Annotated in this window: 18 protein-coding genes; 3 read left to right on the top strand and 15 right to left on the bottom strand. The window is 52.7% G+C overall.

Annotation, left to right across the window (positions count from 1 at the left end):
* From ACYVI1_RS03015 to ACYVI1_RS03070, 12 genes are all read right to left on the bottom strand, one after another.
* Nucleotides 1-714, bottom strand: a complete 714-nt coding sequence (locus ACYVI1_RS03015) for an RraA family protein (RefSeq protein WP_460906550.1) — start codon at nt 712-714, stop codon at nt 1-3.
* Entirely contained in the window at nt 711-1412 is a 702-nt protein-coding gene (locus tag ACYVI1_RS03020) for an SDR family oxidoreductase (protein ID WP_460906552.1), read from the bottom strand. The genes ACYVI1_RS03015 and ACYVI1_RS03020 overlap by 4 nt, the downstream gene beginning before the upstream one ends.
* A 235-nt stretch (nt 1413-1647) precedes the next feature.
* Nucleotides 1648-3384: a sodium:solute symporter family transporter gene (locus ACYVI1_RS03025; protein WP_460906554.1), complete on the bottom strand. Its 1737-nt coding sequence runs from the start codon at nt 3382-3384 to the stop codon at nt 1648-1650.
* A gap of 58 nt (nt 3385-3442) precedes the next feature.
* On the bottom strand, nt 3443-5005 hold the full coding sequence (locus tag ACYVI1_RS03030) for a glycoside hydrolase family 88 protein (protein WP_460906556.1): 1563 nt from the start codon (nt 5003-5005) through the stop codon (nt 3443-3445).
* Between the two features lie 5 nt (nt 5006-5010).
* The gene (locus ACYVI1_RS03035; RefSeq protein ID WP_460906558.1) at nt 5011-7059 is read right to left on the bottom strand and encodes a DUF4861 family protein; all 2049 of its coding nucleotides are present in this window, start codon (nt 7057-7059) and stop codon (nt 5011-5013) included.
* Nucleotides 7060-7062: 3 nt separating this feature from the next.
* Nucleotides 7063-8454 (bottom strand): GH39 family glycosyl hydrolase, encoded by a 1392-nt coding sequence (locus ACYVI1_RS03040; protein ID WP_460906560.1) that lies wholly within the window; start codon nt 8452-8454, stop codon nt 7063-7065.
* A gap of 199 nt (nt 8455-8653) precedes the next feature.
* A complete protein-coding gene (locus tag ACYVI1_RS03045; RefSeq protein WP_460906562.1) occupies nt 8654-10177 on the bottom strand; it encodes a GH39 family glycosyl hydrolase in 1524 nt (507 codons plus the stop codon).
* A gap of 145 nt (nt 10178-10322) precedes the next feature.
* Nucleotides 10323-11771 (bottom strand): GH39 family glycosyl hydrolase, encoded by a 1449-nt coding sequence (locus ACYVI1_RS03050; RefSeq protein ID WP_460906564.1) that lies wholly within the window; start codon nt 11769-11771, stop codon nt 10323-10325.
* A 27-nt stretch (nt 11772-11798) separates the two neighbouring features.
* On the bottom strand, nt 11799-13109 hold the full coding sequence (locus tag ACYVI1_RS03055; RefSeq protein WP_460906566.1) for a hypothetical protein: 1311 nt from the start codon (nt 13107-13109) through the stop codon (nt 11799-11801).
* 196 nt (nt 13110-13305) lie between these two features.
* On the bottom strand, nt 13306-15996 hold the full coding sequence (locus ACYVI1_RS03060) for a glycosyl hydrolase-related protein (protein WP_460906568.1): 2691 nt from the start codon (nt 15994-15996) through the stop codon (nt 13306-13308).
* A 76-nt stretch (nt 15997-16072) separates the two neighbouring features.
* Complete coding sequence (locus ACYVI1_RS03065) at nt 16073-17518, bottom strand: RagB/SusD family nutrient uptake outer membrane protein (RefSeq protein ID WP_460906570.1); 1446 nt, start codon at nt 17516-17518, stop codon at nt 16073-16075.
* Nucleotides 17519-17545: 27 nt separating this feature from the next.
* Complete coding sequence (locus ACYVI1_RS03070; RefSeq protein ID WP_460906573.1) at nt 17546-20644, bottom strand: SusC/RagA family TonB-linked outer membrane protein; 3099 nt, start codon at nt 20642-20644, stop codon at nt 17546-17548.
* A 286-nt stretch (nt 20645-20930) separates the two neighbouring features.
* Between ACYVI1_RS03070 and ACYVI1_RS03075 the strand changes: the two genes are divergently transcribed.
* Together ACYVI1_RS03075 and ACYVI1_RS03080 are read left to right on the top strand one after the other, a co-directional pair.
* Nucleotides 20931-21695 (top strand): SDR family oxidoreductase, encoded by a 765-nt coding sequence (locus ACYVI1_RS03075; RefSeq protein ID WP_460906800.1) that lies wholly within the window; start codon nt 20931-20933, stop codon nt 21693-21695.
* 94 nt (nt 21696-21789) lie between these two features.
* Nucleotides 21790-22527: an IclR family transcriptional regulator gene (locus tag ACYVI1_RS03080; protein ID WP_460906575.1), complete on the top strand. Its 738-nt coding sequence runs from the start codon at nt 21790-21792 to the stop codon at nt 22525-22527.
* An 8-nt stretch (nt 22528-22535) separates the two neighbouring features.
* On the opposite strand, the gene ACYVI1_RS03085 is transcribed toward ACYVI1_RS03080, so the two are convergent.
* The 3 genes from ACYVI1_RS03085 to ACYVI1_RS03095 form a co-directional block, all read right to left on the bottom strand.
* Nucleotides 22536-23033, bottom strand: a complete 498-nt coding sequence (locus tag ACYVI1_RS03085) for a Uma2 family endonuclease (protein WP_460906577.1) — start codon at nt 23031-23033, stop codon at nt 22536-22538.
* Nucleotides 23034-23121: 88 nt separating this feature from the next.
* Complete coding sequence (gene fbaA, locus ACYVI1_RS03090) at nt 23122-24201, bottom strand: class II fructose-bisphosphate aldolase (RefSeq protein ID WP_460906579.1); 1080 nt, start codon at nt 24199-24201, stop codon at nt 23122-23124.
* Between the two features lie 180 nt (nt 24202-24381).
* Nucleotides 24382-25212 (bottom strand): FkbM family methyltransferase, encoded by an 831-nt coding sequence (locus ACYVI1_RS03095; protein ID WP_460906581.1) that lies wholly within the window; start codon nt 25210-25212, stop codon nt 24382-24384.
* Nucleotides 25213-25312: 100 nt separating this feature from the next.
* On the opposite strand from ACYVI1_RS03095, the gene ACYVI1_RS03100 reads away from it, so the two are divergent.
* Complete coding sequence (locus tag ACYVI1_RS03100; protein WP_460906583.1) at nt 25313-26893, top strand: hypothetical protein; 1581 nt, start codon at nt 25313-25315, stop codon at nt 26891-26893.
* Nucleotides 26894-26924 lie beyond the last annotated feature (31 nt).

Genomic DNA, 26924 nt, shown 5'->3' on the forward strand with positions numbered 1-26924 from the left:
TCAGAAATACCCGCCGTTTTTGACCACGTCGGTTGGTTTCATCCCGCTTTCGACCATCTCCCGGATTTCGTCCTCCTTGTGCAGAATTTTTTCGGCGGCAATCAGCACGTCGTAGGCGATGGCTTGTGGAATGGCAATTACTCCGTCGATGTCGCCGAAAATCCAGTCGCCGGGCGTCACCGTCACTTCACCCATCAGCACGGGTTTCTGGTAGTGGTACATCCGAAAACGGCCCAGCATTCCGGTGTTGGCTTTGTACTTGTGAAAGACCGGAAAGCCCTGTTCCAGAATGGCCTGTGTGTCGCGGATGCCGTTTACGACCGCACCCCGGCAACCGGTTCGCATAGCAGCCATCGTCATCACTTCGCCCCATTGTGAGGTGACGGTGTCGCCTGTGCAATCCCAGACGACGACCGAATCCATGTGCAGGTCTTCGAGCATTTGTGCCCGCATTTCAAACTCGCCATCGGTGGTAATGTCGGGGCCACCTTTCACGGTGAAGGCCAGCCCGGCCATTTTCATCGACTCGCGCAGGGGTGCAAATTCGGGTGGCAAACTGGTGGCGTGCATGGTGTAATTAAAGCGCAGCACATCGTTGACGGCCCCCGTATAGAGCCGCAAATAGCGTTCCCGCATCTCGGCAACGGAAATCGGGAAGGGCGATGATGGCTTATGGACGCCATTGCCATTGGTATGAATCTGGTCTGTTATCATGCTGCTAAGAATTTTAGGCTATCGAAATTGATTTCCCGGATAAGCACGTCGTCCGGTTGATTGAGTACGAAGAGAATGACGCGGGCTACGTCGTCTACACGCAGGAATTTTTCGCGGGCAACGGGCCGGTCGCCCCAGTAGTTGCTGTCCGTTGGGCCGGGGTTCACGTCCGTGACTTTAATGCCGAGTTTGAGCATCTGGTCGGCCAGACCGCTGCTTAAGCCCCGCGCCCCGAACTTCGAGGCACAGTACACCGGCGAACCCGGATTGGTGCGTTGCCCGGCCATCGAAATGATGCTGATAACGTGGCCCTTCCCGCGTGGTTTCATCACGGCTAAGGCTTCGCGGTCGCACAGGAACACGCCCCGCAGGTTGGTGGCTACCATCCGGTCGAAAGCGTCGAGGTCGGCGGTAGAGAGGTCGGGCGTTGGCAGGCCCAGCCCGGCGTTGTTAAGCAGCACATCGACCGTTCCGAAGGCGTCGATACAGGATGCAAAGCCCGCTTTCACGTCGGCCTCCACGCTCACGTCGCCCCGGAACGACCGCAGGTTGTCATGCGGGTGTTCGTCGGCGAGTTGGTGCGTTCGGCTGAAGTCAAACACCTTCGCGCCCTGTTCGAGCAGTGCCAGTGCCGTTGCCCGGCCAATGCCCGACGACGCGCCGGTAATAAAGACAATTTTGTTTTCGAGGTAATTCATATTAATTCAGGTTGTTTTGTCTTTATTCCCAACCGACCCGTCGGACCACCCCTAAAGGGAATTTTTGACCCGGCTGTTTAGCCCCTTTTAGGGGGTTGGGGGTTATCGTGGTATCGGGTTCTCAAACCCGATACCGTTGCTTGCGGTCGTCAAATGTCGGGTTCTCAAACCCGACACCACGACAACCCCCTTCAGGGGACGGTCGGCCGCTGCCGGGTGAAGGCAGCAGGTTGTTTTATACACGTTCAGATTTTAATAATTCATCTTTTTCAACAGCAAGCGTTTTCTTCGTCCTAAACCAGAGCACCAGTGCCAGCATCAGACATAAAAACCCGGCTCCAAGGGCCAATTGACCGCTCAGCATAGCCCGCGACGGGAAGCCCATAATTACGAACATCAGGCCCGTCAGGCCAAAGGCAATGCCGTACATGAGTTTGATAGCATCGGCAAAGGCATCATCGTTTTTGCTTTCCTGGGCAGGAACAAACGGAACGGTTAATTTGTGAAAGAAGGCCGCTACCCGGACGTTATAGGCCTGGTCTTGTGATTTGAAATAGCCCGAAATGATGAACACCGCAAAGCAAAACACAATTTCTACCAACGTGGCGATTGCCCATCTGATTTCTTCAATAACGGTAGGCCCAGCGATGTTGAAGTAATCGGTTTTTACGAAAAAGAAGTGCAGTAGAGACCCTAAAATTACGCCCCCAAACAGCGTAACCAACGCGCCCCAGGGTTGCGGTTTGGCCATCAACACGCCCACAATTACGGGCACAATCATTGGTACGGCAAAAATGCCCGCCAACAGTTTATTGGCTTCAAAAGCACCCCCAAACCCGGCAACAAACAAAGCGCCGATGGTTACGATGGCCCCCACCAAAAGGGTCATCAATCGGCCCACCAACAGGCTCTCTTTACCACTGGCGTTGGGCCGGAACACGCGCTGGTAAATATCGCGGGTCAATACGCTGGCGGTTACGTTGTATTCGGCACTGAGCACCGACATCGTAGCGGCAAACATGGCGGCCATCATCAACCCCATAATGCCCGATGGCAATAATTCCACGCATAAACTGACGTAAGCCATTTCGGGATTGGCTAAATTGGGCAGGATAACTCTGGCTGCTAAGGGTGGAAAAAGAAAAATGATGGGAAAAATAAAGAAAAACAACGCCGACAAACCCGCTAACTTCTGACCATCGGTTTCGGTTTTGGCACTGTAAAAACGCTGGATAAATGTCCAGTTGCCTAAGTACCGGATAATAAGAAGAATATAATATGTGGTTAACCAAAGTGGTATGCCTTTCTTTCCGTTAAACCAGGTCATGTTCTGGGGGATGACGGCTTGCATATGCTCGATACCACCGGCCGCATTGTAGGCCAACGGCACTAAAATCAGGGTGGCGAAAAAGAGAATCACAAACTGCACAACATCGGTAACAATCACCGCCCAAAAGCCCCCAACGACCGTATAAAGCGTAACCACAATGCCACAACCGATGATGGCCGTTTCAAACGGCATACCCGAAGCGGCCGTGATAAACAGCCCGATGGCATATAGTTTTATCATGTCGTCGAGCAGTTTGAACGCGACACCACTCCACGAAAACAGTTGTCGGATGGGGGCATTGTAGCGCGTTTCCAAAAACTCTACGGGACTCATGATGCCCGCCCGTTTCCAGCGTTTGGCAAAAAAACCAATGGCAATCAACGAGGGGAAAACGGTACTCCAAATCACGGTAATAGCCACCAATCCATCGGAATAGGCGATACCGGCATAGGCCACAAAAATGAACGTGCTGAATTTGGTCATGAAGTTGCTGATACCACCAGCCACCCACGACACGCCACTGCCACCTTTGAAATAATCGTTGATATTTTTGACAAATCGGCCCAGAAAGATGCCAATTCCTGACATCATCAGCATGTACAGAATAATGGCCGCGTAGTCGAGGGTTTGGAGTTTGTTCATGAGCGAAAGAGTAAAAGAGTGAAAGAGCGGGCTGGTCTATTCGTGAATCTCATGGCTATTATAGGGTTAAGTGGGCTAAAAATCCGAGGGTGTACGGGGAAATGACCCGGAAGCCATTGCGTTGCAGGGCGTCTCCGCCTTTGTTGCCCTGGGCGGTTCCGGTCAGGTAGCCATCGGGCGTCATGTAGGGCTGGAGGCCCGTTTGGGCTTTCGATACGGCTCCCAAAACGCTTTGGGGCAGGAGTCCTTTCTGGTAACCATAGGCCAGTGCTGCGGCAATGCCCGCCGTGCCGGAGGTTTCCAGGCCCGTTTCGGGCTGGTGCATAAAGCAGTACCACAGTCCATTGGGTTGCTGGTAACTCAGGACATTTTCGACGGCGGTTTGCAGGGCGGCTTTCAGCGGTTGAGTCTCAGCGTTGTCGGGTAGATGCGCCAGCGTTTTGACCAATCCCAGCAGATACCAGACCACGCCCCGGCTCCAGTTTTCGAACGTGGGCGTTCCCTGCTCGCTGCCCCGCTGGTAAATGCGTTTCCCCCTGTCGAGCAGGTTTATCCGTGCCTGAAGGGTTTTGATAGCCAACTGGGCCAAATCGGGACGGTTGAGCGTTTTGGCCAGCACCGCCAGCGGGTAGCTGACGGTGTAACATTCTTCGGTTTTCACCATCCGGTCCGCGCCGGTTCCGTCGGCAATGACGCCGTCGGCGTTGGCGTGTGCCTGGCAAAACTGGATGGCCGTTTGCAACAGCGGGTGGCCGGGATTGGTCTGGGCCAGAATCGCGAAGGGCAAAATGGATTCGACAGTGTTGATTTTGCCAACGGCTTTCTGGTTGTTCAGGTTGGCATAGACTAAGTTATTATCGGCAAAAAACAGGTCGAGGTGTTGCGTCAATACCCGTTTGGCGCGGGGCGAACCGGCCGGTGCGCCGGTGCGACTCAGTTCGTGTAGCCCGTCCAGCACGCAGCCTTCCATCCAGCCGAAGGTCTGCACCGAATCGAGCGATACAAACCGCTCTTTCCAGCGGTCCGGCAATCCGGCTGCTTTGTCAACGTTTTCATACAGTAACAAATGCGGCAGATAAGCAGTTGGGGCTGATTGTGCGGAGTTTCCGGGGCCGAAAAACCAGAATGGCTTAGTGCCTGTCTGCATCGTGAGCGTAACGCCTTCGTTCAGAACAGCGTTTATATCAGCCGCCGGAACTGGCAATTCAAACGGTTGCAGATACATGGCAAACCGAATGTCGAGCACGCCAACTACTTTCCCCGACACCGCCGTTTTGACTGCTATCGTACACGCTTCCCGCACGTCGGTGGCACTCGTGAGCCGAAGCCGCGCCGACGCACCGGCAGCCCGGCTGTTTTTGCGAATGTCAGCCTGATTCCAGGTCAGTTTTACGCCTTCACCCTGCACCGGAACGTCGGCCGCCGGCGTTCCGGCCGCCGGAATTTCATCAAACGCCCAATCGAACGGGATATACCGGTCGGCGGGTAACGGTGGTTTCGCCCCCGACGGTGTTGCCAGCACATACCGGTACGGGACTGCTGTCGGCTCTTTGCCGAAGGCAGCCGCAGCCAGCAGAGTGGTAGCAGCAATCATTTGACGACGGGTGTACGAATGGTTCATACTGGTTAGAAAGTCAGTTTTGGTACTTCGCTTTGGATGTAAGTTAGCCAATCCTGCTTCGATTTTACGTGCGGATTTTTAGTCCAGCCCGCTCCCACATAATACGTAACTGGCTGACCCGCTTTGGCATTCACGAGCATAAACTGGTCTTTCTCAAACGAGCTAAAGCCCTGAACGACAGCAGGATTTGCTACAATGGTCGTTCCTAACTCGCCATTTTTTGGCAGATACGATTCCCATAACGTAAGCGTACCGGTTTTCGGATTCGGTAGAACTTCCGGCTCACCGGCGAAGGAAATGCCAATGGCTACCGTCAATGGTCCTTTATAATCGGTATCGAATGTGCTGACCACCTTGAACAGGTTGGTACCCATTTTCAGGCTAATTACCTTGCGCTCCGACACCGTAAAACCGTCCCCCACTTTCCAGGGGTCAAACAGTAGCTCAAAGGCAATTTCTTCTTCCGTGTTTTTTATGATTTTATGGGTGGCGTAGGGCTGTGAAATATACGGTTTGCCGTTGTGCCAGATGGCCGTTCCGCCGTTGCCCCGGCCAAAACCAACGTGAAAAAAATCACAGCCTTCGCCCCGGTCTTCGTGGTATTCTTTGCCCTCGGCATTCAGTTGATACCATTTGTTAATAATTGGGTAACTGACCGATTTCGTCCAGACGTCGATGCCGCTGCTGACCCGGTCTTTCACCGGCGGGCCATACACCCGGAAGGCGATGCGGTCGTTTTCCCAGAGGATATTTCCGTTGGCTTCGGGCATGTAGCGGATGTACGTTCTGGGTTTCAGGGGGTCATTTTCCGCGTAGTAGCCCAGACTTTTGGTTGGTTCAATCTGGTCAATACCCAGTTTGGCGGCCTGCGCGAAGGCTAAAACAACCGGGCCGAAGGCGTGTGGGTCATTGTACTGGCCGGTCTTCCGGGCATAATCGGCCTTCGTTCCTTTGCCCGGACACAGGCACGGGCCACACACCTGACTCACCGAACCATCGTCGCCGATGTAGGATAGATAACTGCTCAATCCTTTCCGAAATGCCGCTCTGTTGGCTTTATCAATGACTCCTTTTTCGAGGGCAATACCGATGGCGTACAGCATCAGGCCACTGCCCGACGTTTCGACAAACGACGTGGTATCGGTCATCTCCTGATGCCACAGCCCGTCCTTATTCTGGTGTTTCAGTACCGTTGTGAAGAACGATTTGGCGAGAGCATTCACCGCTTTTTTCTGCGGGTGCGAATCAGGCAAATCGCGCACTAATGAGGCCAGTCCAAAAGCTCCCCAGCCATTGCCCCGGCTCCAGTTATCCTGTGAAATGATGCCTTTTCCCTGAAAGCCCCGGCCCTGATGAATCAGACCGTTGGGGTCTTTCAATATTTTGAATAATTCCAGGGTCTCAAAAACCGCCAGGTCAACGTATTCGGGTTTATTTAACGCCAGGCCACTGTACAGCAAATAGGGCGTTACGGCAAAAGCCATGTCGATAAATACCTGGTCGAGGCTGTCTTTTATCCAGTTGGCTGTCAGAATGCCTTCCGACGAACGCTTCTGATTTTTGACCATCTTCTCGGCATACTCCGCTACCTGTTCGGTCAGTTGGGGCGACTTTTTCAGGTACGCTAAGTAGGCGGCCCCGCTACCCCCGGCTTCATAGCTGATGAAACTGCCCTTTCCCTTGATTTTTTTGGTTTTATACTGGCTGAATAAGTCGAGGGCCTGCGTTAATGTCTTCTTATCGGTCTGTATCACAGCCAGTTCACTCATGCCGTGCATCAGCAAACTACCGGGATACAAACTCATGTCAATGGTTCCTAAGCCCTTGTTCAGGACACGTTCGGCAATAGCCAGGGTGCTCACCGGCTTGTTAGGGGCGGGTTGAGCGGCCTTAGAAACAAACCCCCAACCCCCTAAAGGGGGCTTATGTTCAAGTCGGGCAAAGCCCCCTTTAGGGGGTTGGGGGTTTGCCTGGCCAGTTTCTTTCAATGCGGGTTGAGCGTGGGCCAATCCGCTGACTGAAATCAGGATGTACAGGAGCAGGTTTTTCATCATCACTTAAAAAGTAAGGGTTGATTTATCGGCAATCAGCACGGGCGAATCATACACCGGAATGGTTTTGAACGTGTAGGTATTCCCGGTTTTGCTCCAGGCCGATTTTGGAATTTCATATACGTGACCCGTCAGCAAATCGACCCAAACGGGTTTGTCGAAATTGCCGTTTTCGATGGTGATGTCGACCGGCGTAGTCCTGAACAGGTTGGTGGGCGTCTTGCTATCCAACCAAACAGATACGACCTGCTTTTTTCCCGCTTTTTGTTGGTAACCAAAGACAGAAATTGACTCAGTGGCATTCGTATTGAATTTGAAATTGGGTGTTAGTTCAAGCCGATTATCGAAAACGGCGGCCACATTCTGCACGGCATAATACGCGACTTTCGGGCGGATGGCCGTCTTGTCCAAATCGGATTGAATCAGCCCTTTCATGTTCAGCACCGGCGGGTCACCCGAGTACCGAATATCGATGATGGTAAAGACCGACGTTTCAATGTCATGGCCTAAATCGCCCAGCAGCCGTCGCATGTCGTATTTGGCCTGGGTGTATTCCGTCCAGTAATATTTGTCGAGGGCGAAACTCGGAATGTAGCCCGATGGGGCGCCGTTTTCGCCCTGCCGCAGCAGAAGTGTTTTTGAGTATTTCTCAATCACTGCCTTCAGTGACATGACGCCTTTGTAGGAGTCTTCGGGCCGGAAGTTGTAGCTGTGGTACGAAATCCAGTGGAACAGGTCCAGTTTCTTTTGGTCGCTGATGACTTTCAGAAAGCGGTCTAAGTACTCGGTGTTGCTGTTGGATGCGAACGCGAGTCCGGCAATTTTAGCGTCGGGCTGAATTCGTTTGATAATGTCGGCAGTGCGGATGTTGAGTTCGGCGGTTGTTTCGGGCGTAATTTTCTGCATCGGGTGGTCCGGTTCGTTCCAGACCTCCCATTCGGTCACCCGGTCTTTGTAGCGAGTGACGAGGGCTTCGACCCAGCGGTCGTAGGCGGCATAGCCTTCGGACGAGGTCATCAGACTATTGAGCAGCCCGGTTCGGCCCCCACCTTCGTAAACCGGGTTGCCATACGAGGTCTCTAACCAGGGTTCCAACTTGTTGGCAACGGCATAGTCGATGATTTCATCGAGCCAGGTCCAGTTATAAACGCCTTTCACTTTTTCGCACTTCGCCCAGCCCGCCTGTAGGCGAATTTTCTTGACGCCCAGCGGTGCCAGATAGGCTTTGTAAACGTTGAAATCGGTAAAATCCCGGTCCAGTGTTTCGCAGCCTACGGTTATCCGCGACGATTCGACAGCGGTAGTCGAACGGGGTTTGAGTGTGCCGATTCGCTTCAGATTTACCGACAACGGCGTTTTCACGCGGTCGTCGGAAGCATCTATAAATTGGGCAAACATACTGGTTGCCAAGCTGCAGACGACGGCCAGGGCTACACAAAATCGGACGCTATTTTTTGTCAGGTTATTCATGAATGGTTTAGCCCGGAAGTCTGGTTAAAATCGGCCTGAAAAGCCCCCAACCCCCTGAAGGGGGATTAATCCGAGAGTGAACAAAGCCCCCTTCAGGGGGTTGGGGGCTTTTCAGGCAAATCATTGACTATTGAATCTTCACTAAGCTTTTATCGGCAATCAGAATCGGGGCATCATACACCGGAATATCGGTAAAGGTGTACTTGTCTCCCATTTTTTTCCATTGAGTAGCCGGAATTTCGTACACGCCACCCGTGAGGATGTCCACGTAAACCGGCTGGTCGAAATTGGCGTTTAAAAAGCTGAGTGTCAGGTTTTTGGTCTTGTTCGAGTCGGTTGGAATGTACTCGTCCATCCAAATCGTAAACACCTGTTTCTTCGTGGTTGCGTGCTGATACCCGTACACAGCCAGACTCCGGTCGGTACTCTTGCTGTATTTCACCTCGCCGGTAGCCGTTTTCGCGCTGGCATTAAAGGTTGGATGAAGGTTTTTAATCCGCTGTAGTGAGTTGTCGAAAACCGAAGCAACGTGCTGCATGGCGTAGTAGGCAACTTTAGGCCGAACGGCTTTTTTTGTCGAATCGGACTGAATAATTCCTTTCACGTTCAGTTTGGTAATCGGGCTACCAACCGAGGCATAATTCATGTCGATGATGCCCAGAATGCTACACTCGATGTCGTGACCTAAATCGCCCAGCATCCGGCGCGTGTTCCATTTGGCCTGCGTCAGTTCCGACCAGTTGTAATCCCCCAATGCGCCCCGCCCCGAACCACCAAACGACGGACAGCCATTTTCGCCCTGCCGCAACTTAACCGTTGGCGCATAGTTGTCTAAAACCCGCCGTAGGTCGGCAACGTGACCGTAGTTGGCATCGGGGTTATAGACATAATCGTGGTAGGTCATGTTATCGAACAGATGCATCTTTTTCTTCTCGTGAATCACCCTGAAAAAAGCATCGGCGTAGGCGAGGTCGATGTGCCCCATCGACAGGCCGGATATCTTCGCTTCGGGCTGAATGCGTTTGATGATGTCGGCGGTTCGGATGTTCAGATTCGCCACCATGTCGGGGGTGTTAATCTCGTTATCGCCGAAATTGGGTTCATTCCAGACTTCCCACTCGTTTACGTTGTTCTTGTACCGCTTCACTAAGGCTTCTACCCAGGCATCCCAGGCCGCGAGTGCTTCAGGCGAGGTTGGCACACCGGCACTCAGATTGATACCTCCGCCCCCTTTGTAAATCGGATTGCCATATGACGTTTCGAGCCAGGGTTTAAGGCCCTGTTTGGCCGCATCGTTAATGATGTTGTCGAGCCAGGCCCAATCGTACTGACCTTTTACTTTTTCGGTTTTGGCCCAACCCGCCTGCATTCGCAACCGCCTGATACCCAGCGGAACGAGGTAGGATTTATACTGGTCATAATCGGCCATGTCGCGGTCCAAGGTTTCGCAGCCAATCAGCCAGTTTGAGGCTTCAATCTCGTTGGCATTGCGGGGTTTCACCGTTCCGATTCGGTTGAGCGAAATGGTAAAATCGGATTTCACCGGCTCACGTGAGACACTGGCAGACTGAGCGAACGAATTAACTGACAAGCCGCAAATGACTATGAGGATTGTAATTGGGCTGGCGTTAATTTTTGTTAGGTGATTCATAAAATTCTGGTCTTAAATCAGCACCACCCGGTCGTATACCATCCGGCGGCAGGGCTTTCTTATAAAAAATGTAGTTACACCAGCAGATGTGCATCGGTGTGGTGTCGGTTTCTCAAAACCGACACCACACTTAAATCTGCACCACTTAGTCGCCTACCATCCGGCGGTGAGACATGTGCGGCAACAATACCGTTTTATCCGCCAGCAGCACCGGATAGTCCGGCACCGGAATGTTAGTAAACGTGTGTGTATCCCCTTTTTTGGTCCAGTTCGCTTTCGGAATTTCGTAGACTTTCCCCGTAATCAAATCCACCAGAACAGGCGTTTTAAAACTTCCGTCAATAGTTATATCCGTCGGTTTGGGCGTGTAGTCCTCAGCGGGCCGGGCTTCTTTGCTCCACAGTGTTACTAAACTGCCGTTGTTCGTTTTGTGACGATACGCAAACGCATTCACCGTTTCCTCACTGACCGTTGGTTTGGCATTTGGGAGCAGTTCAAGCTGGTCATCGAAAAGCGAGAAAACGTGTTGAGCCGCTTTGTAAGCCAGTTTGGGCCGCTTAATGGTTTTATCGGAGTTGGTTTGCAGCAAGCCTTTCGAGTTGATGCCAACCATATGGTCGCCAGCCGCGTAATGAATGTCGCTGATGGTGAACAGGTTGGTGGCAATGCCCCGCCCGTGGTCGCCCAGCATCCGGCGCAAGTCCCACTTGGCCTGGCTCAGTTCGGTCCAGTCCTGGTCGGTCATGGCTCCTACTGTTGTCCCTTTGGCTTGGGATGGTGCCCCATTTTCGCCCTGCATAAACACGACTTTTGGGTTATACGACCAAACTAACTTCCGCATTTCCTCAATTTTCGGATACGACGTATCGGGGTTATGGGCATAGCCGTGATAGGTCTGAATATCAACCAAATCCAGCGCGTTTTCCTTTTTCAGCGTCTCGTAAAAGTCTTTCAGAAACTCCAGTTTCGTTACGCTCGCCATCCCCAGTGCAATGAGCCGGGCATTGGGCTGAATGCTTTTCACGAGCCGGGCCGTGCGGACGTAGAACTGCCCGATTTCGGTGCCGGTATGTTCTTTGTTGAGGTCGGGTTCATTCCAGATTTCCCATTCGGGCACCGAGTTTTTGTAGCGCGTCACCATCGCCCGCACCCAGTTGTCCCAGGCCGCGAGCGCTACGGGCGAGGTCGGGATGTGGCCTGCTAATTTAGCTTCGCCACCGCCTTCATAAATCGGGTTGCCATACGACAGCTCGACCCAGGGAGCCACCCCGCGCGAAGCCGCATCGGGAATGACGGCGTCTAACCACGCGAAATCATACTGACTCTTCACTTTTTCGCACTTCGACCAGCCGCCCTGCAACCGAATCCGTTTGGCACCCAGCGGACCGAGGTACGTTTTGTAGGATTGATAGTCGGTATAGTCGCGGTCCAGAGTTTCACCCCCAATGCTCCACGTTGACGATTTTATGACCTTCGCATCCCGGGTTTTCAACTGCCCCACTTCTTTCCAGGTGGGCTGTGGCTGGGCCGTGCCGCGTTCGGCTAAAAGGAGACCGGAGAGTAGAATGGCCGAAGTAGTCAGGAGAAATTTCATGTCAGGCTAAATTAGGTATTGGCTTGATTACTTGCCGGATGCGCTATGCTTTCCAGCCGCGTCCAGTTTGTCTTTTAAATCGGCCATAAACACATTGCGGGTGCCATCCAGAAAGCCGTTGAAGATGACGTAGCGGCCCGACCGGTCCCAGGCAGGGTGCGCGTCGATGCGAAATTCACCTTCGGCTTTGGACAGAAATATGTTGACAACGGCCTGCTCCTGACCCGTTTGTGTGTTCATCAACCGAATAGGGACGGTGCCATCGGTGGTTCCCAACTCGCCCGGATAAGCATCCGTTACCATCAGGGGCAAGCCGAGCGGATTGAACGACGGATGCCCCGAACCAGGTGAGAATACCGTTTTCATGTCGCTGCCATCATACTTCACCGTAATAATTTCCAAACCCGGTTTGCCATCGACCTCTAAGTTCATCGAAAGGTGTTCGCCATCGGTGGTCCAGTTGACATGATGCCCACCCTTCGCCCATTGGTCGGGGGTTATGGCCGTGCGTAAATCAGAGCCATCCGGCCGCATCGTAATCACCGACCGTCGGCGCGGTCCACCTCCTTTTGGCGACCATTGCAGCGTCGTGAGCAGCCGGGTTCCCTGCGGGTTCCATTTCACCTGAAAGCAGTAGTATTCGTAGTCTTGCGGATTCGGAATGGCGATGCCGGGAACGGTTTTTTCGTAGATGTCTTTGATTGTAATAATTCGCTGCACGGCTCCGGTACGGGTGTCGGTAATGTCGATGCCATCCGTAGCAACCGGGCCAATGTTGCGGGGCGCTTTGGCATCGGGCACCACCACGCCGTAGCCCACCTGCGCCCGTCGGGAAACCAGCAGGTTGTAGGAAGCGAGCTTTGACCCATCAGCCGATGCCATAAAAACGGTGCCACCCATCCGGCGCGATTTGTCCGTGAGGGGGTTCAGTTTTACGGCAAAGGCGTTCCAGTTGGTGGTGTCTACGTCATTGAAGTACAGGGCTTCGTCGGTATTGCCCCACTGCACATTGGCCCCTAACTGCATTTCCCAGCCGCGCGACTGCGCCACTACCTTTTCCCTGCCCGTTTGCCGGTCTACCAGAATCACCTCACCAACTTCACCAGGTTTTGGCGAAGTCGTTTCCTGCGGAAAGCGAAACAGGGCCAGATACCGCCCGGACGGACTTAGCGGAGACGTATCGAAAAACCGGTGAATCACCCGGCCGGAGCTAACCTTCACAACAGGCACCAGCGCCTTTCCCGTAAAAGCCGGAAATGCAGTAGATGTGGGGTTCTGTCCCATCAGGGCTGTCGAGAGGCTAAGTCCGGCGATAAGCAGGTAAGTGGTTCGGCTCATTTTTATGGGAAATTTTAGAAAAAAGACCGGCAGGAGACTCACCGTTCCGGCGACCCGGCGGTACTGAGCCTATGATAAATCAATTCAGAATACGTGAGCGGGTGAAAATAAACAGCACGTCAAGTCAAGTTAATTGATTGACTGTGAGCCTATAAGGTTTTCAAAATTGCTCCGGCGGTCCGGCTTATAGATTTGATTAGAATTGCAGGCGGTACGTATTGAGTTGACGACCGCTGAAATTGGTTTTTAACTGGCCACCAACGGGCTTTAGAGTCTGTTCATTTGTTTCGATATGGGTTGTTTGCCAGGCTCGCCGAATGGGTAAAGCCAGGTTCAGGGTTGGGTTGGCCGGGGTTGGGTTCAGGTTCCAGAACCGGGCAATCAGCCCGTTTGCAATGCCATCTTCGCTCGGTTTCAGGCTCCAGAGCAATAGACCCGGCGCGTCGGTTTTCAGTAGCGAGAAGGTTTTTTCGGGATACGTTGCCTGTGTACCGGTAACGGCTCCGGTCACGAGCGGATTCTGGTGTTCGAGCGCGAATTTCATGGCGGCCAGTGCATCGAAGGCGGTTGCGTGGGTCGTCAGGGCGAAGTGGTAGCGAAACGCCGTTACGCCGTACTGGTTGTAAATGCCCAGCCGCAGCGTATCTTTTTTGCCCGACCCATACGTATCCACCTGCCCACCCGCCAGCGCATTAAACTGCGCCGATGTTTCCCAAAGCGAGTCGGGTGTACTCTGGCCGAGTTTGAAAAAACTGCAATCCTGATTTGAGATTGTTACGCCATAGTTCGGTTCGCCAATGTCGGCGAAATGGTTGAACGTCTGGTAGTCATAGCGGGCATTCTGGCTGGCATAATGCCCGCCCCGTGTTTCTTTTTTGGCCGTCAGAATAGCCCCCAGTTCTTCGTGGTGCGTGGTTGGCTTGTCCAGATTCAGCGAAAAGGCCCACCTCTTCACATCACCGAAATTGGCCTGTAAACTGTCTTCAATGTCAATGCGGGGCGGTCCGTCCGGTCCGCCGTGGTCGGAATGCCGCATCACCGGCATTCCGGTGCGGTTCCGGCTGTTTTTGAAGAGCGTCACCCGAACCGTGTGGGCAATTGGGTCGTTGGAAACGGCTTTGAGCGTAACCGAAACCGGCCCCTTATTTTCCGTCACGAGCGCATTGCCCGCATCCGGGTTTTTCGTGCCGATGTCGTTCAGCCATCGTCCGGCCGACGTTCCGGCGTTTTGCTGACGTACCAATTGGCGGTTATTGGCATTACGGTCGTATAACTCACTGATAATTCCTGATTTTTTCAGGCGAATCCGGTAGTGTTCGTTCTGAATAAATTCGCCTGTGACCTGAGCCGCGTCCGGTTGACGGACAGGCGTTCCAGGTTGAATTTCATAAATCCTATATCCCACCGACGGTACATTTTCGGCCCAGATTCGCACAAACGACTTGCCGCCTTTCCGAATCGGCTGGCTTGTCACTTCTTTGCTGGTTTCCAGGTCGATTACCCGAACCGGCTGTGCTCCTGCATAGGGAAAGTCAGCGGCATCGCTGCGCGACCAGTTCAGCGGATTGAACACATAAAAACGTGGTGTAGATGCGGCTTTAAGCTGCTGTCCCAGTGCCAGCGAGGCCCGGCTGAAAAGCGTATCGACGTAGCTGACAATCCGGTGATGAAGTTTGGCTTGCCAGTTGCCCCGGTCCCGTTTGGAAACGGGACCATCGGCAGTCCAGTCGTGCTCCCAATAGAGGCCATACGCTTCCCAGGCCAGGTTTCGGGCAGTTTGCAGGTCGCGGGCAAAGGTGCTGTCTTTGAGCGAAACGAGGGCCGAGAGAGCCTCCGCCGACCGTAATTTTTCGGTGGCCCGCCGAATGTGGGCGGTGTGTTCGTTCATCGACACGGGGTAGAGGTCCCACTCGTTCCCGTAGCTTACCGACTCGGCGGGGAGTTTGGGGTAAGTGCGGGCCACATCGGCAAAAAAGTCTTCTTCGTTCGACACCCGAACCCGGCGCGTAGCCGTCGAATTGCGCTGTGCGGCCCCAATAAAGGCCGGGGAAACATACGTACTGAGGTCGTCCCAACCGTAGCCAAACGCGCCCGCCACATTGAACGGATAGGCTGACCCCGCCGAGGCCGTATCGCACATAGCGGTCATGTCAGCAATGACTTTGCCCATATCCCCTACAATGTCGGCAGGGGCTTTCTCGCGCCGGGCTTCGGCGTAGCCGCCCAGCGTCCGACCGTTATAGATGGGCCGGTTGTACCATTTCATCGTCACGTGCCGCCCGTCCTGCCCCATGTAGCGGTAGAGTTGATTCCGGCGGTGGGCCAGACTCTGATGCGAAATTTTGCTGGCGCAGCCGCAAACGCCCCGCCAACTGTATTTTGCCCCCGACCCGGCCCAGAGCGAACTCAGGCCGAGTGGCAGGGTCTGGTTTTCCATGCACACCGCCAGCCGAAACCGCAGGTTCCACTGGCGTTCAAGTTGTCCGGCATAATACATCCCCCGCAGTACGGCCTCAGTGGGCTGCCCGCCATACACACTCACCAGTCCGTTGAGTGGGCTGCTGATGTGGCCCGTTCGGATGCGACCGATGAGCCGTTCAAACTGGGCCGGACTCCGGAATTTCTGGTAGGTCCGAAGCCAGTAGCTGCCGTCGCAGTTGAAGCGAGCCTGGAAATCGTCGGGGTTGATCTGGGTTGAGTCAATCTGGTTGAGGTAATAATCCAGCATTTGCACGAAAACCGAGTCATACTGCGCTTCATTGCCCGTCCACATGTAGTCGGTGTGGTCATCGTTTGCCAGATACAGCCGCTTAACCGGCTGCGCCAACAAGGACGAAAAGCTGACCAGCAGGCAGAGTAAAAGCAGCAGAGGGTGTACGGGTTTCATACGACTAATTACCAGTTGGTAAGCGGTTATGGAGCAAACCCCGGACCACCGAAGCAGTCCGGGGTTGTTTAAGCTGTTAATAACCCGGATTTTGTGACAACGCTTTGTTCAGGTCCATTTCACGCTGTGGAATCAGGTACAACTGATGGAAGTCCTGCACCTTGGCGCCTTTTGCTTTCATCACCGTCACGAACCGACCCGTGCGAACGAGGTCGAACCAGCGGTGACCTTCAAAGGCCAGTTCAACCCGGCGTTCCTGCTCCATCGCCAGCCGGAAATCAGCCTGCGACAGGGCCGCCTTATCGGCAAGCCCCGCGCGCTTCCGAATCTGATTCAGGTAGGGCAGCGCTTCTGCCGTTTTGCCCAACTCATTGAGCGATTCAGCATACATGAGCAGCACGTCGGCGTAGCGAAGCAGGGGGAAATCCACGTCGGCATCGTTGTTTAAAGCGCCCTGCTGCCGGAATTTAACCACATACCGTTCGTTGACGGCCGTGCCGTTGGTGGCTTTGTAGGAACTGAGCATCGAGGCATCTTTCCGTAAATCGCCGGGTTCATAAGCCGTTTCCATATCGGCAGTAGGCCGGTTAAAACCTCCGCCGGTGCCCCCACCCGCTCCCAGCAGCGCAACGGCCGAATTAACAGCCGCCCAGTTCGACCAAAGGTCGCTGCCCTGCCCAATCTGACCCGATTTATACTGCACCGCCAGAATGTATTCCTTATTGGCCGCGTAGGACGTTGTAGCCGGGAAAACATCGGCGTATTTTGGCATCAGGCTGTAGCTATTCCCGTCGATTACTTCTTTAAGTTTGGCGGCTGCATTGTCGTACTGCTTCAGGGTCAGATAGACTTTGCCGAGCAGCGTTTTAGCCGCTCCCACGGAAGCCCGGCCCGCTTCGGCATTAGGAATGACGGCCGGTAGTTTCGTTTCGGCTGTTTTTAAATCACTGATGATGAGCGCGTATACCTCGGCAGCCGGTGAACGGGTAATGCTGTTGGCTCCGTAGGGTGACGTGATTTCATGGGTAACCAATTGAACATCCCCAAAAAAGCGTACCAGATTGAAGTAGAACAAGGCTCGCATGAATTTGGCTTCGCCCTCAAATCGGTCTTTCGATGCCTGCGGAATGCTCACCGTCGGCAGCCGGTCGAGAATGGAGTTGGTACGGGCAATACCGGCATAATGGCCCGTCCAGGCATTTGACAGGGTTGTGCTGGCTAACGAGAAGTTGAAATCCTCGAAGTAAAACAGTTCATTGGCGGTGCCGCCCCGTGCCTGTCCGGTTTCGGTGTTATCCGTTGCCAGCTCGGTCATGTAGAGGTAGGAACCGCTGCCCTGCCCAATAATACCCGGATGTTTGAGCGCACCGTAGACGCCCACGATGGCATTATAAAAGTCGGCGTTTGTCTGGTAAAAATTAGCTTCACTGCGTTCCGTCTGTGGAACCTGGTCGAGCGAAAGGTCGCTGCACGCACCAAGCAGGCAGGCCGACACGAGGAGTATAAAAAAGTTGATTTTCATTGAAGGAGTTGATTAAAGGCCCATTCATCAGAAGGATACATTCACGCCGAACGAAAGGGTGCGGGCTTGTGGATACGCGCCGAAATCGAGACCGAACGAGGTGAAACTGTCCCCGCTGATGTTCGTTTCGGGGTCATACCCAAAGTAGCTTGTGAACGTGTAGAGGTTGGTCGCTGAAGCATAGACGCGCGCCGACCCCAGCCCCAGGCGGTTTATCAGCGCATTTGGCAGGCTGTAGGCCAGCGTTACGTTACGGATTCGCCAGAACGAGGCATCGAACAGATAGACCGAACTATACTGGGTGTTATCGTTTTTGCCCCCGCGAATGGCCCGGCCAAACAGACCGTTGCCAGGCTGGTCGGGCGAAATCCAGCGGTTGTCGTACACGTATTTCGCGTTGTTCTGCACCCCGGAGTTGTTGAGGTAGAACGAGTTGTTGTACACCTGCTGGCCAACCTGACCACTGGTCATGATGTCGAGCGAGAAATTCTTGTAGGTGAACGTATTATTGAATCCGAAATAGTAGTCCGGGTAGGGGCTGCCAATCACTTCGCGGTCGTTGTCGTTAATGACCCCGTTGCCGTCTATGTCTTTCCATTTCACGTCGCCCGCGTGGGCGTTGGGCTGCACTTTGTATTCGTTGGCTTCCTGCTCAGTACGGAAAATGCCCAGGAACCGCCGTCCGAAGAAACTGCCAATTGGATAGCCAACCTGCGTAACGGCATAAGCTGGCCGCCCGCCCGATGCGCTTAGAATCCGCTCGGCATCGTTGCTCATTTCCAGTACTTTGTTTCGGTTGAAGGTGACGTTGACGTTAGTATTCCACTTGAGCGCACCCACCAGATTTCGCGAACTCAGGCTCAATTCAACACCTTTGTTTTCGACTTTTCCTAAGTTGACGACCGCATTCGTCAGGCCCGTAGCCGCCGGGGTCTGGATAGTGAATAGCATGTTGGTGTTCACTTTGCGGTAGTAATCCGCCGTGAACGAAACGCGGCTGTTTAGCAGGGAGAAATCAATACCAATGTCAGCCTGCCGCGTCGATTCCCAGCCCAGGTCTGGGTTGGTAAACGATGAGCGGCCCAGGCCGGGTGTCAGCACGTCCCCAATCACGTAGTTGGCCGTCGATAACTGCCCGACGGCCCGGTAGTTGCCAATGGCGTTGTTACCCGTCAGGCCATAGCTGGCCCGCAGCTTCAAATCCGTGATGAGGTTCTGCCCTTTCATAAACGATTCTTCCGAAATCCGCCAGCCTACCGAAGCCGAGGGGAACGTGCCATACTGGTTATTGGCCCCAAACCGCGACGACCCATCGCGCCGAAGCGTGCCCGTGAGCAGGTACTTGTCACGATAGGTGTAGTTAACGCGGGCGAGGTAGGAGAGCAGCGTGTGGACCTGAATGTTCTCGCTGCCAACGGTTACGGTGCCTCCGTTGATGTTGGGAATCAGGTTGTCGGGGAAATTATTGGCCGTCGCCGAGATGCTGTTGCTGTAGGACCGCTGGGCCGTGAAACCCACAACGGCGTCGATAGCATGGTCATTGAACCGCTTTTTATAGCTTAGTGTATTTTCATTCAGCCAACTGTTGTCTTCGGCGTTTGATGAGGTGGCCGTTGAGGGTGTGCTGGGATTGATGGTGTTAGGTGTCCAGGTTCGTCTCTTGGAAAAATTCAGGTCGGCGCCGAACGTGACCCGGAGTTTGAGGTCTTTCATCAGCGCGTAGTCGGCGTAGGCGTTGCCCAGAATCCGAAACTGAGACGGCTGAATTTTGTATTCATTGGCAATCTGCACCGGATTGGCTAACGAGGGCTGGCCTTCGGTAGCGACTACATACGAACTATAGGACCCATCGGCATTGTATACCGGCACGAAGGGAGGCATCGACTGAGCCGCACTTAAAATACCCAGGGCGCCATAATGCCCCTCGGCCTGTACGTCGTTCTGGCGGGTGTAGCTGGGCGCGAGATTTACGCCAACACTCAGTTTATTAGAGAGTTTACCATCCAGATTAGCCCGGAAGGTATAGCGCTCAAGGCCTGAACTGATAATAATACCCTGCTGGTTGAAATACCCGCCAGAGAGCGCATACCGAAAGTTATCGCTTCCGCCCGTGGCCGAAATCTGGAGACTGTTGATGGGAGCCGTTCGGAAAATAGCATCCTGCCAGTTGGTCGTGGTTAGTTTGGACGGGTCCTGAAAGCTAACCGGAATCTGGTACGAGATGGCCCGTTTGCTATTTGGGTCGTTGACATTGGCGCCAACGACATTGTCGAGATAGGAAGCATTGCGGGCTTCGGTCACCCAGGCTGCGTATTCCTGTGCGTTCATCAGGTCGATTTTTTTGGTTATCTGCTGAACGCCCGTGTACGCATTTACTTCAATTTTGGCCTTCCCGCTTTTCCCCTGTTTCGTTGTCACGATAATGACCCCGTTGGAACCGCGCGAGCCATAAATAGCCGTAGCCGACGCATCTTTGAGTACATCAATCGACTCAATGTCACTGGGGTTGATGGTGTTTAATGGATTGCCTACCCCGGCGTTATTGACCGGAAACCCATCAATCACGAACAGCGGCTCATTGCCCCCCGTAATGGAGCTAATGCCGCGAATCAGAATGCTGGTATTGCCGCCCGGCGCCCCCGACGTATTGGTAATCTGCAAACCGGCAACCTGACCTTTCAGGGCCTGATCGAAGCCTGAAACGGGTACTTTCTGGATGTCTCTGGAACTGACTGTAGCAATGGCACCCGTTAAATCTTTCTTCTGCTGTGTACCATAGCCAACCACAACAACTTCGCTCAGGGTTTTGTCGCCCGGAACTAACCGCACATCAACGACTGACCGATTGTTAAGAGGAACTTCCTGGCTAAGATAGCCTACATACGAAACGACCAGCGTAGCATTACCCGCTGGCACCGATAGACGGTAAGTGCCTTCGGCAGAGGTCGTCGTGCCGTTGCTTGTGCCCTTTACAAGGACCGTAACGCCTGGCAGTGCCTGCCCGGTTTCGTCAGTAATGCGACCGCTCAGCGATGTGCCGGACTGCGCCAATAACTGACCAATTGTTAACAGCCAGGCTAACCCCAGCAGCCCGGCCCGACTTCGATATTGAGAAAGGTTATTCATGAGGGCTTAGTTTTTTATTTATCATTGATAAATTCAAATTTACCATTGCAATACTATATAGTTATTCTCTATCCACCAAATTTTATCCCATATTTATTTTTTGTAGTATTATTTTTAGATGGCACCACAAATAAAAAATTATAGATAGCCTATACACTGACGACTAAACAAGAATGTTTGACTTAGAAAAGTGCAATTTTAGGATTAGTTAGCCGTCATCTTTATTTTATAATTTGATGGTAATCTGGTAAACTTGCGGTTACTATCACGATGATAAATTATGAGCATCCTCAATCAATTTAATTTAACCGGAAAGACAGCTTTAGTAACCGGTTGCAAACGGGGTATCGGTCAGGCAATGGCAGTCGCATTAGCCGAAGCCGGGGCCGACATCATCGGCGTGTCGGCGTCTTTAGAAAAAACAGGTAGCGCGGTTGAAAAGGAAGTAACGGCATTGGGCCGGTCGTTTCGGGCCTATCAATGTGATTTAAGCCAGCGCACAGCTATCTATTCGTTTCTGGAGGAACTCAAACGCGACGTGCCGGTCATCGACATTCTGGTTAACAACGCGGGCACGATTTTACGCAAACCAGCCGCCGAACACCCGGACGAGTATTGGGATACCGTACTTGACACAAACCTGAACGCGCCGTTTATCCTGACCCGCGAACTTGGCCGCGATATGGTGGCACGAGGGTCGGGCAAAATCATTTTTACCGCGTCATTGCTTACCTTTCAGGGTGGCATCACGGTGCCCGGCTATGCCGCCAGCAAGGGTGCTATTGGTAGTTTGGTGAAAGCCTTCGCCAACGAGTGGGCCAGTAAGGGTGTCAACGTAAACGCCATTGCCCCCGGTTACATCGCCACCGACAACACCGAGGCCCTTCGGGAAGATGCCGAGCGCAGCAAAAGTATCCTGTCCCGCATTCCCGCCAATCGCTGGGGCGAACCCGAGGATTTCAAGGGCATCACCGTATTTTTGGCTTCAGAAGCCGCCAGCTATGTACACGGCACCGTTGTTACGGTAGATGGCGGCTGGATGGGGCGGTAATTTTTAGTGAAGAATGTAGAGTGAAGAATGAAGAATAAAAACTTCATAACATCTTTATTCTTCATTCTTCACTCTACATTCTTCACTGATAATCATGGTCTTAGTCGTCGTCAAAGCACTTGATATTCTGGAATGGGTGGCTCGTGATGCAGGGCGGGCCTACTCGCTTACTGAAATTGCCGAAGGGTTGCAGATGAACCAGGCTACCTGCGTCAATATTCTACAGACGCTGGTGAGTAAGAATTACTTAGAGCATTTAGGCCGCAAAAAAGGCTACAGGCTCGGCCCGATGGCCTATAACCTGACCAACAATCTGTCGTATAGTCAGAATCTGGTGCTGGCAGCTAAAGATGAAATGGAGAAACTGACCGCTCAATTAAATGAGTCGTCAATTCTGGGGATTATTCGGAATCAGAAACGGTTCATTGTGCATTTAGTCAACAGCGACCAGGATTTACAGGTTCGCAGCCGTACCGAACGCAACATTTATGAAACGGCCAGTGGGCGATTGCTGCTGGCTTTTATAACCAATAAAGAGCGTGAAAACCTCCTCCAAAGCACTGGCCTGCCTACGGCTGATGTCTGGCCCGAAGCCACTACTGTCGCAGGTATGGATGCCGCTTTAGCTAAAATCCGGACCGATGAACTGGCCATTACGCTTTCCCGAGCGCATATTATCGGTTTGGCCGTGCCAGTCCGGAAAAGCGGATTAGTCGTTGCCAGCCTGAGCGTGTTTCTGCCCGAAATTCGCTGCTCGGTTCAGCGTCGAAAAGAAATTGAGATAGCACTACGACAGGCTGCCACCCAGATAGACCACCGCCTTTCGGTGTAACTATTGGCCTACCGAAATACTTTCTTTAAATCAATTGAAATGTCGTTGGTCGGGTCAGTGAGGGTATCGTTATGGAAAACCAATTCGTCGCCGTTAGGCAGTAGAACAAAAATCGTCCGGAGCACCGGCTGAACGAGCCAGTATGACTTTACGCCTGTATCAAAAAAAGCTTTGGCTTTGTCAATCAGTTCCGTCACGGTTTGTGAGGGTGATAAAATCTCAATAACTGTGAGGGGAATCCTGCTAACTTTCACCTCATCGTCTAACCAATTGGCTGGTTCTTGCGGAAAAATACTCAGGTCTGGAACGCTGGGGAAGTTAGGAGCCTGCAATGAAAGTTCGCTTAAAACATCGAACCGATCCTCACAATTAATCAAAATCTGCTGGCCGATTCGGGCCTGAGCTATTCCGTGATTTTTACTGGGCATAGGTTTTCCGCGTTCGCGTTCGTATTCTGAGCGGACAACCTCCTCAACCGTCTGTTCTGCTACTGAAACCGCTTCCATTATGTACTGATTTGTTTTTGGTAAGATAACAAAAAAAGTGTCGGGTTGACGAACCCGACACCACCATAAACCAAAAACTTAAACACGATTACGCCAGCCGATTGATGCAGTTCAAATCCTCGAACGCCACCGTTAACCGCTGCACCATGCTTTCTTCGCCTTTACGCAGCCACACGCGTGGGTCGTAATATTTTTTGTTTGGCGAATCGGCCCCATCGGGGTTGCCCAACTGCGATTGCAGGTAACCTTCTTTCGCCTTATAGTACTTCAGAATACCTTCCCACATGGCCCACTGCATGTCGGTGTCGAGGTTCATTTTCACGGCCCCGTACCGAATGGCTTCGCGGATCTCCTCACGGCTCGACCCCGACCCGCCATGGAATACGAAGTTCACCGGCAGTGGCCCCGTGCTGTATTTCTCCTGAATGTAATGCTGCGAGTTGTTCAGAATAATGGGCGACAGTTTCACGTTGCCGGGCTTATACACGCCATGAACATTCCCGAACGCAGCCGCAATGGTGAAGTTGGGCGAAATTTTGCTCAGTTCTTCATAGGCATAGGCCACTTCCGAGGGCTGTGTGTAGAGTTTGGAATCGTCAACGTCGGAGTTATCGACGCCATCTTCTTCGCCACCCGTTACACCGAGTTCGATTTCAATCGTCATGCCGATTTTGGCCATCCGCTCAAAATACTTCGCGCAGGTCTCAATGTTTTCCTCAATCGGCTCTTCCGACAAATCGAGCATGTGCGACGAATACAGCGGCTTCCCCGTTTGGTCGAAGTGCTTTTCGCCAGCCTCCAGCAGCCCGTCGATCCAGGGCAGGAGTTTCTTGGCGCAGTGGTCGGTGTGCAGAATAACGGGAATGCCATACAGTTCAGCGACGTGGTGAACGTGTAAAGCGCCCGAAACAGAACCAGCAATGGCGGCCTGTTGCTTATCGTTGGGCAGGGCTTTACCGGCGTAGAATAGGCCGCCACCGTTGGAGAACTGAATAATTACCGGCGAGTTAACGGCTTTGGCCGTTTCCAGCACGGCGTTGACCGAGTCTGTTCCAACAACGTTGACAGCGGGCAGGGCGTAATCATTCTCGTTGGCATGACGGAAAATTTCGGTGACGCCTTCGCCAGTGACAACACCGGGGGCAAATCGGGTGGCTACTTCACTCATAGTTAGGGATGATTTTGGATTCGTTCAAGAAATAGTGCGCCGAAAATGCGACCAGCTACTCTATTCAGCTTCAGGGGGTAAAGTTGAGAATAATGTAAAAAAAATACTAATCCTAACACGAACCCTTTATCGGCCCGTACCCGGCAACCCGTTGCTGATCAGCAGGTACCTCCTCCTGATTCAACCTCTCCTGCCCGGTACCGCATAGAAATTAAAACTTTTCCAGCGGTTCATGTCCTGCACCGATAATTCGATCACCTCGGCGCTTTCATCGAAATCGGCGAAGTAATAGAGCGAGTAGCCCATGTCGGCTACTACCCGATACAATTCCTCCCGCTCGTCGATAGCGGCTTTGCTGAAACACTCGGCAATTAAGGTCGGTTTGTAGCGGGCCACGAGCGACGAAATAGACCGCAGCACATCTTTATCAAAACCCTCCACGTCAACCTTAATGAGCGACAGTTTGGGCAGCCAGCCAGCATAGTTCTCATTGAGGTACTTCTCCAGATTAACGCTCTTTACTTTATGATCTAATGTAAAGCTCCCATGCGGATTCGATTCGGTAGCTGATAAGCCGCCATTGCCAAACGACGCTTCGGACGACGCATAAAAAAATTCGCCTTCTTCCTCCATAACCGCATAAGGCACTGGTATGATGTTTGTTTTGTCGGGGTTGAGTGCCGCGTTCGCTTCCAGAACGTCAAATACCATCGGATTGGGGTCAAAACCGAGCGTAAGTCCTTCTTTCCCAACGGCCAGCGCCATTGGCACGGTCGTATCGCCAATATTGGTCCCGATATCAATGCAAAAACTACCTTTGGCTGCAAATTTGCGGACGAAATTGATTTCGGCCTGTGTTATTAGTTTCTGGTCAACCAACGGATTTTTCCAGTTAGCAAATTGAACGGTTCCTTCGCTGGCTAAATCAAACGAGCTAATCTCGTAAGGATATTTACTGAATACACGCCTGGCTTTTTTGCGGGCAAAGGATTGCTTCAGGTAATCGAACATAGCAGGGTTGAGAGGTGATAGTCAAAGGTAGCTATTAATGATGAACAGGTGTTTGACTGAGTATACAGCTACACTGAAAAAACAGTACATTTGATCCATTATGGTTCGCATCCGATATATACTCTGCCTGCTCTTACTGACCGGTGCTTTTGGTTCGGTGCGGGCGCAGTTGGCCCAGTCATTACGCATCGAAATTCCGTCGGACCCAAACGAAGCCGAAGCCTTCGATGTAACACCGCTGGCCGAGCGGGGCGTACTGATGACCATTCGGACGGGTGGTTTCTACGACAATTCAGCCACTAAACTCGATTTTCAGAAGTATGACGTGAACCTGAAATTAGTCTGGCGCACCGAGTTTAAACAGAACGTTAAGTACAAGCCCGTTTCGTCTTACGACGCTGATCAGTACGTTTACCACCTCTTTCGCGAATATGACTCCGATCATTTCCAGTTTCTTCGTTTAAATCTTGATGATGGCGCGGTAGAGACCTTCGACGGTAACCTGATCGATCAATTTGATATTCAGCAGTTTAAGGTACTCGGAAGCCAGGCGTATGTAGGTGGCTATCACCACGGTCGTCCGGTAGTGATGGCGTTCTCCTTCTTCGACCATTCGGCAAAAGTGCTGCCGGGTCTATATGCCAATCGCGTAGAAATAAGCAGCCTGGAGGTTGACGAAGCCCGGCAGGAGGTAAACGTGCTGGTTCACTCGCTCAGGCGGCACTGCAAATTTTCGATACGAACCTACAATTATGATTGCAAGCTGTTGCGAACGGTTGATTTCGACGGGGCCAACAATAGCCTGATTTCAGGGAAATTGGTGCCCGTCGATGAACATGAGTCACTGTTGGTGGGCAATTATTCGACGGACTGTACGCCCTATTCACAGGGTATTTACGTCACCCGCATTCACCACAACGACTCCGATAGTGTGGCTGGCACTGTCGCTGTTAATGCATCGTCCAACCCAATTCAGTACATTGAGTTTTCACAGCTTCAGAACTTTTTCAACTACTTAAAACCGCAGCGTCAGCAAAAACTGCGGGCACGGGCGCAGAAAAAGAAGGAAGAAGGCAAGGATTATAAATTTCGCTATCGGCTGCTCGTTCACGACCTTAAACCCACCCCCGATGGGCTTACCCTGGTAGCCGAAGTGTATTACCCACAATACCGGGGCAGTGCGCTTGGCTATGGCGGCTACCTACGCGGGGCCGACCGCTACGAGGGCTTCCGGTATACCCACGCCTTCATCTGCGGCTTCGACAAACAAGGCAAACTCCTGTGGGACAATTGTTTTCCCATTAAGGAACTGCTCAATACCGAACTAACCGAGATGGTCCAGGTATCGCAGCAGGGCAATCGCATGGTACTGGCCTATCCCAGCGATGGCGAGATCACGACGGAGGTGATCCAGGGGAGCAAAATCCTGAAAGAGACCGAAAAATTTAAACTTCAGACCAATGCCGAAAACGAAAAGGTCACCTTTTCGGCGCAGGATAACCTGATGGCGTGGTATGGGCAGCATTTTCTGGCCTGTGGCTTTCAGAAAATTGCCCCCTCCAGAAATTATACCCAGCAACGCGAGGTCTTTTACCTCAACAAGCTGACCTACAGCGACGATAACCAGTCGGCCAAACCCGGCACCGCTACGAGCCGAAAAAATGCCGGATCAGACCGATAAGCAGGCAACGTTTTTCTACAAAAAAAGTCAG

The organism is Spirosoma areae (assembly GCF_054781775.1).

What these genes read in the sequence shown, in the direction of transcription:
- ACYVI1_RS03015 (WP_460906550.1), bottom strand. Translation starts at nt 714, where the DNA reads ATGATAACAGACCAGATTCATACCAATGGCAATGGCGTCCATAAGCCA.
- ACYVI1_RS03020 (WP_460906552.1), bottom strand. Translation starts at nt 1,412, where the DNA reads ATGAATTACCTCGAAAACAAAATTGTCTTTATTACCGGCGCGTCGTCG.
- ACYVI1_RS03025 (WP_460906554.1), bottom strand. Translation starts at nt 3,384, where the DNA reads ATGAACAAACTCCAAACCCTCGACTACGCGGCCATTATTCTGTACATG.
- ACYVI1_RS03030 (WP_460906556.1), bottom strand. Translation starts at nt 5,005, where the DNA reads ATGAACCATTCGTACACCCGTCGTCAAATGATTGCTGCTACCACTCTG.
- ACYVI1_RS03035 (WP_460906558.1), bottom strand. Translation starts at nt 7,059, where the DNA reads ATGATGAAAAACCTGCTCCTGTACATCCTGATTTCAGTCAGCGGATTG.
- ACYVI1_RS03040 (WP_460906560.1), bottom strand. Translation starts at nt 8,454, where the DNA reads ATGTTTGCCCAATTTATAGATGCTTCCGACGACCGCGTGAAAACGCCG.
- ACYVI1_RS03045 (WP_460906562.1), bottom strand. Translation starts at nt 10,177, where the DNA reads ATGAATCACCTAACAAAAATTAACGCCAGCCCAATTACAATCCTCATA.
- ACYVI1_RS03050 (WP_460906564.1), bottom strand. Translation starts at nt 11,771, where the DNA reads ATGAAATTTCTCCTGACTACTTCGGCCATTCTACTCTCCGGTCTCCTT.
- ACYVI1_RS03055 (WP_460906566.1), bottom strand. Translation starts at nt 13,109, where the DNA reads ATGAGCCGAACCACTTACCTGCTTATCGCCGGACTTAGCCTCTCGACA.
- ACYVI1_RS03060 (WP_460906568.1), bottom strand. Translation starts at nt 15,996, where the DNA reads ATGAAACCCGTACACCCTCTGCTGCTTTTACTCTGCCTGCTGGTCAGC.
- ACYVI1_RS03065 (WP_460906570.1), bottom strand. Translation starts at nt 17,518, where the DNA reads ATGAAAATCAACTTTTTTATACTCCTCGTGTCGGCCTGCCTGCTTGGT.
- ACYVI1_RS03070 (WP_460906573.1), bottom strand. Translation starts at nt 20,644, where the DNA reads ATGAATAACCTTTCTCAATATCGAAGTCGGGCCGGGCTGCTGGGGTTA.
- ACYVI1_RS03080 (WP_460906575.1), top strand. Translation starts at nt 21,790, where the DNA reads ATGGTCTTAGTCGTCGTCAAAGCACTTGATATTCTGGAATGGGTGGCT.
- ACYVI1_RS03085 (WP_460906577.1), bottom strand. Translation starts at nt 23,033, where the DNA reads ATGGAAGCGGTTTCAGTAGCAGAACAGACGGTTGAGGAGGTTGTCCGC.
- fbaA (WP_460906579.1), bottom strand. Translation starts at nt 24,201, where the DNA reads ATGAGTGAAGTAGCCACCCGATTTGCCCCCGGTGTTGTCACTGGCGAA.
- ACYVI1_RS03095 (WP_460906581.1), bottom strand. Translation starts at nt 25,212, where the DNA reads ATGTTCGATTACCTGAAGCAATCCTTTGCCCGCAAAAAAGCCAGGCGT.
- ACYVI1_RS03100 (WP_460906583.1), top strand. Translation starts at nt 25,313, where the DNA reads ATGGTTCGCATCCGATATATACTCTGCCTGCTCTTACTGACCGGTGCT.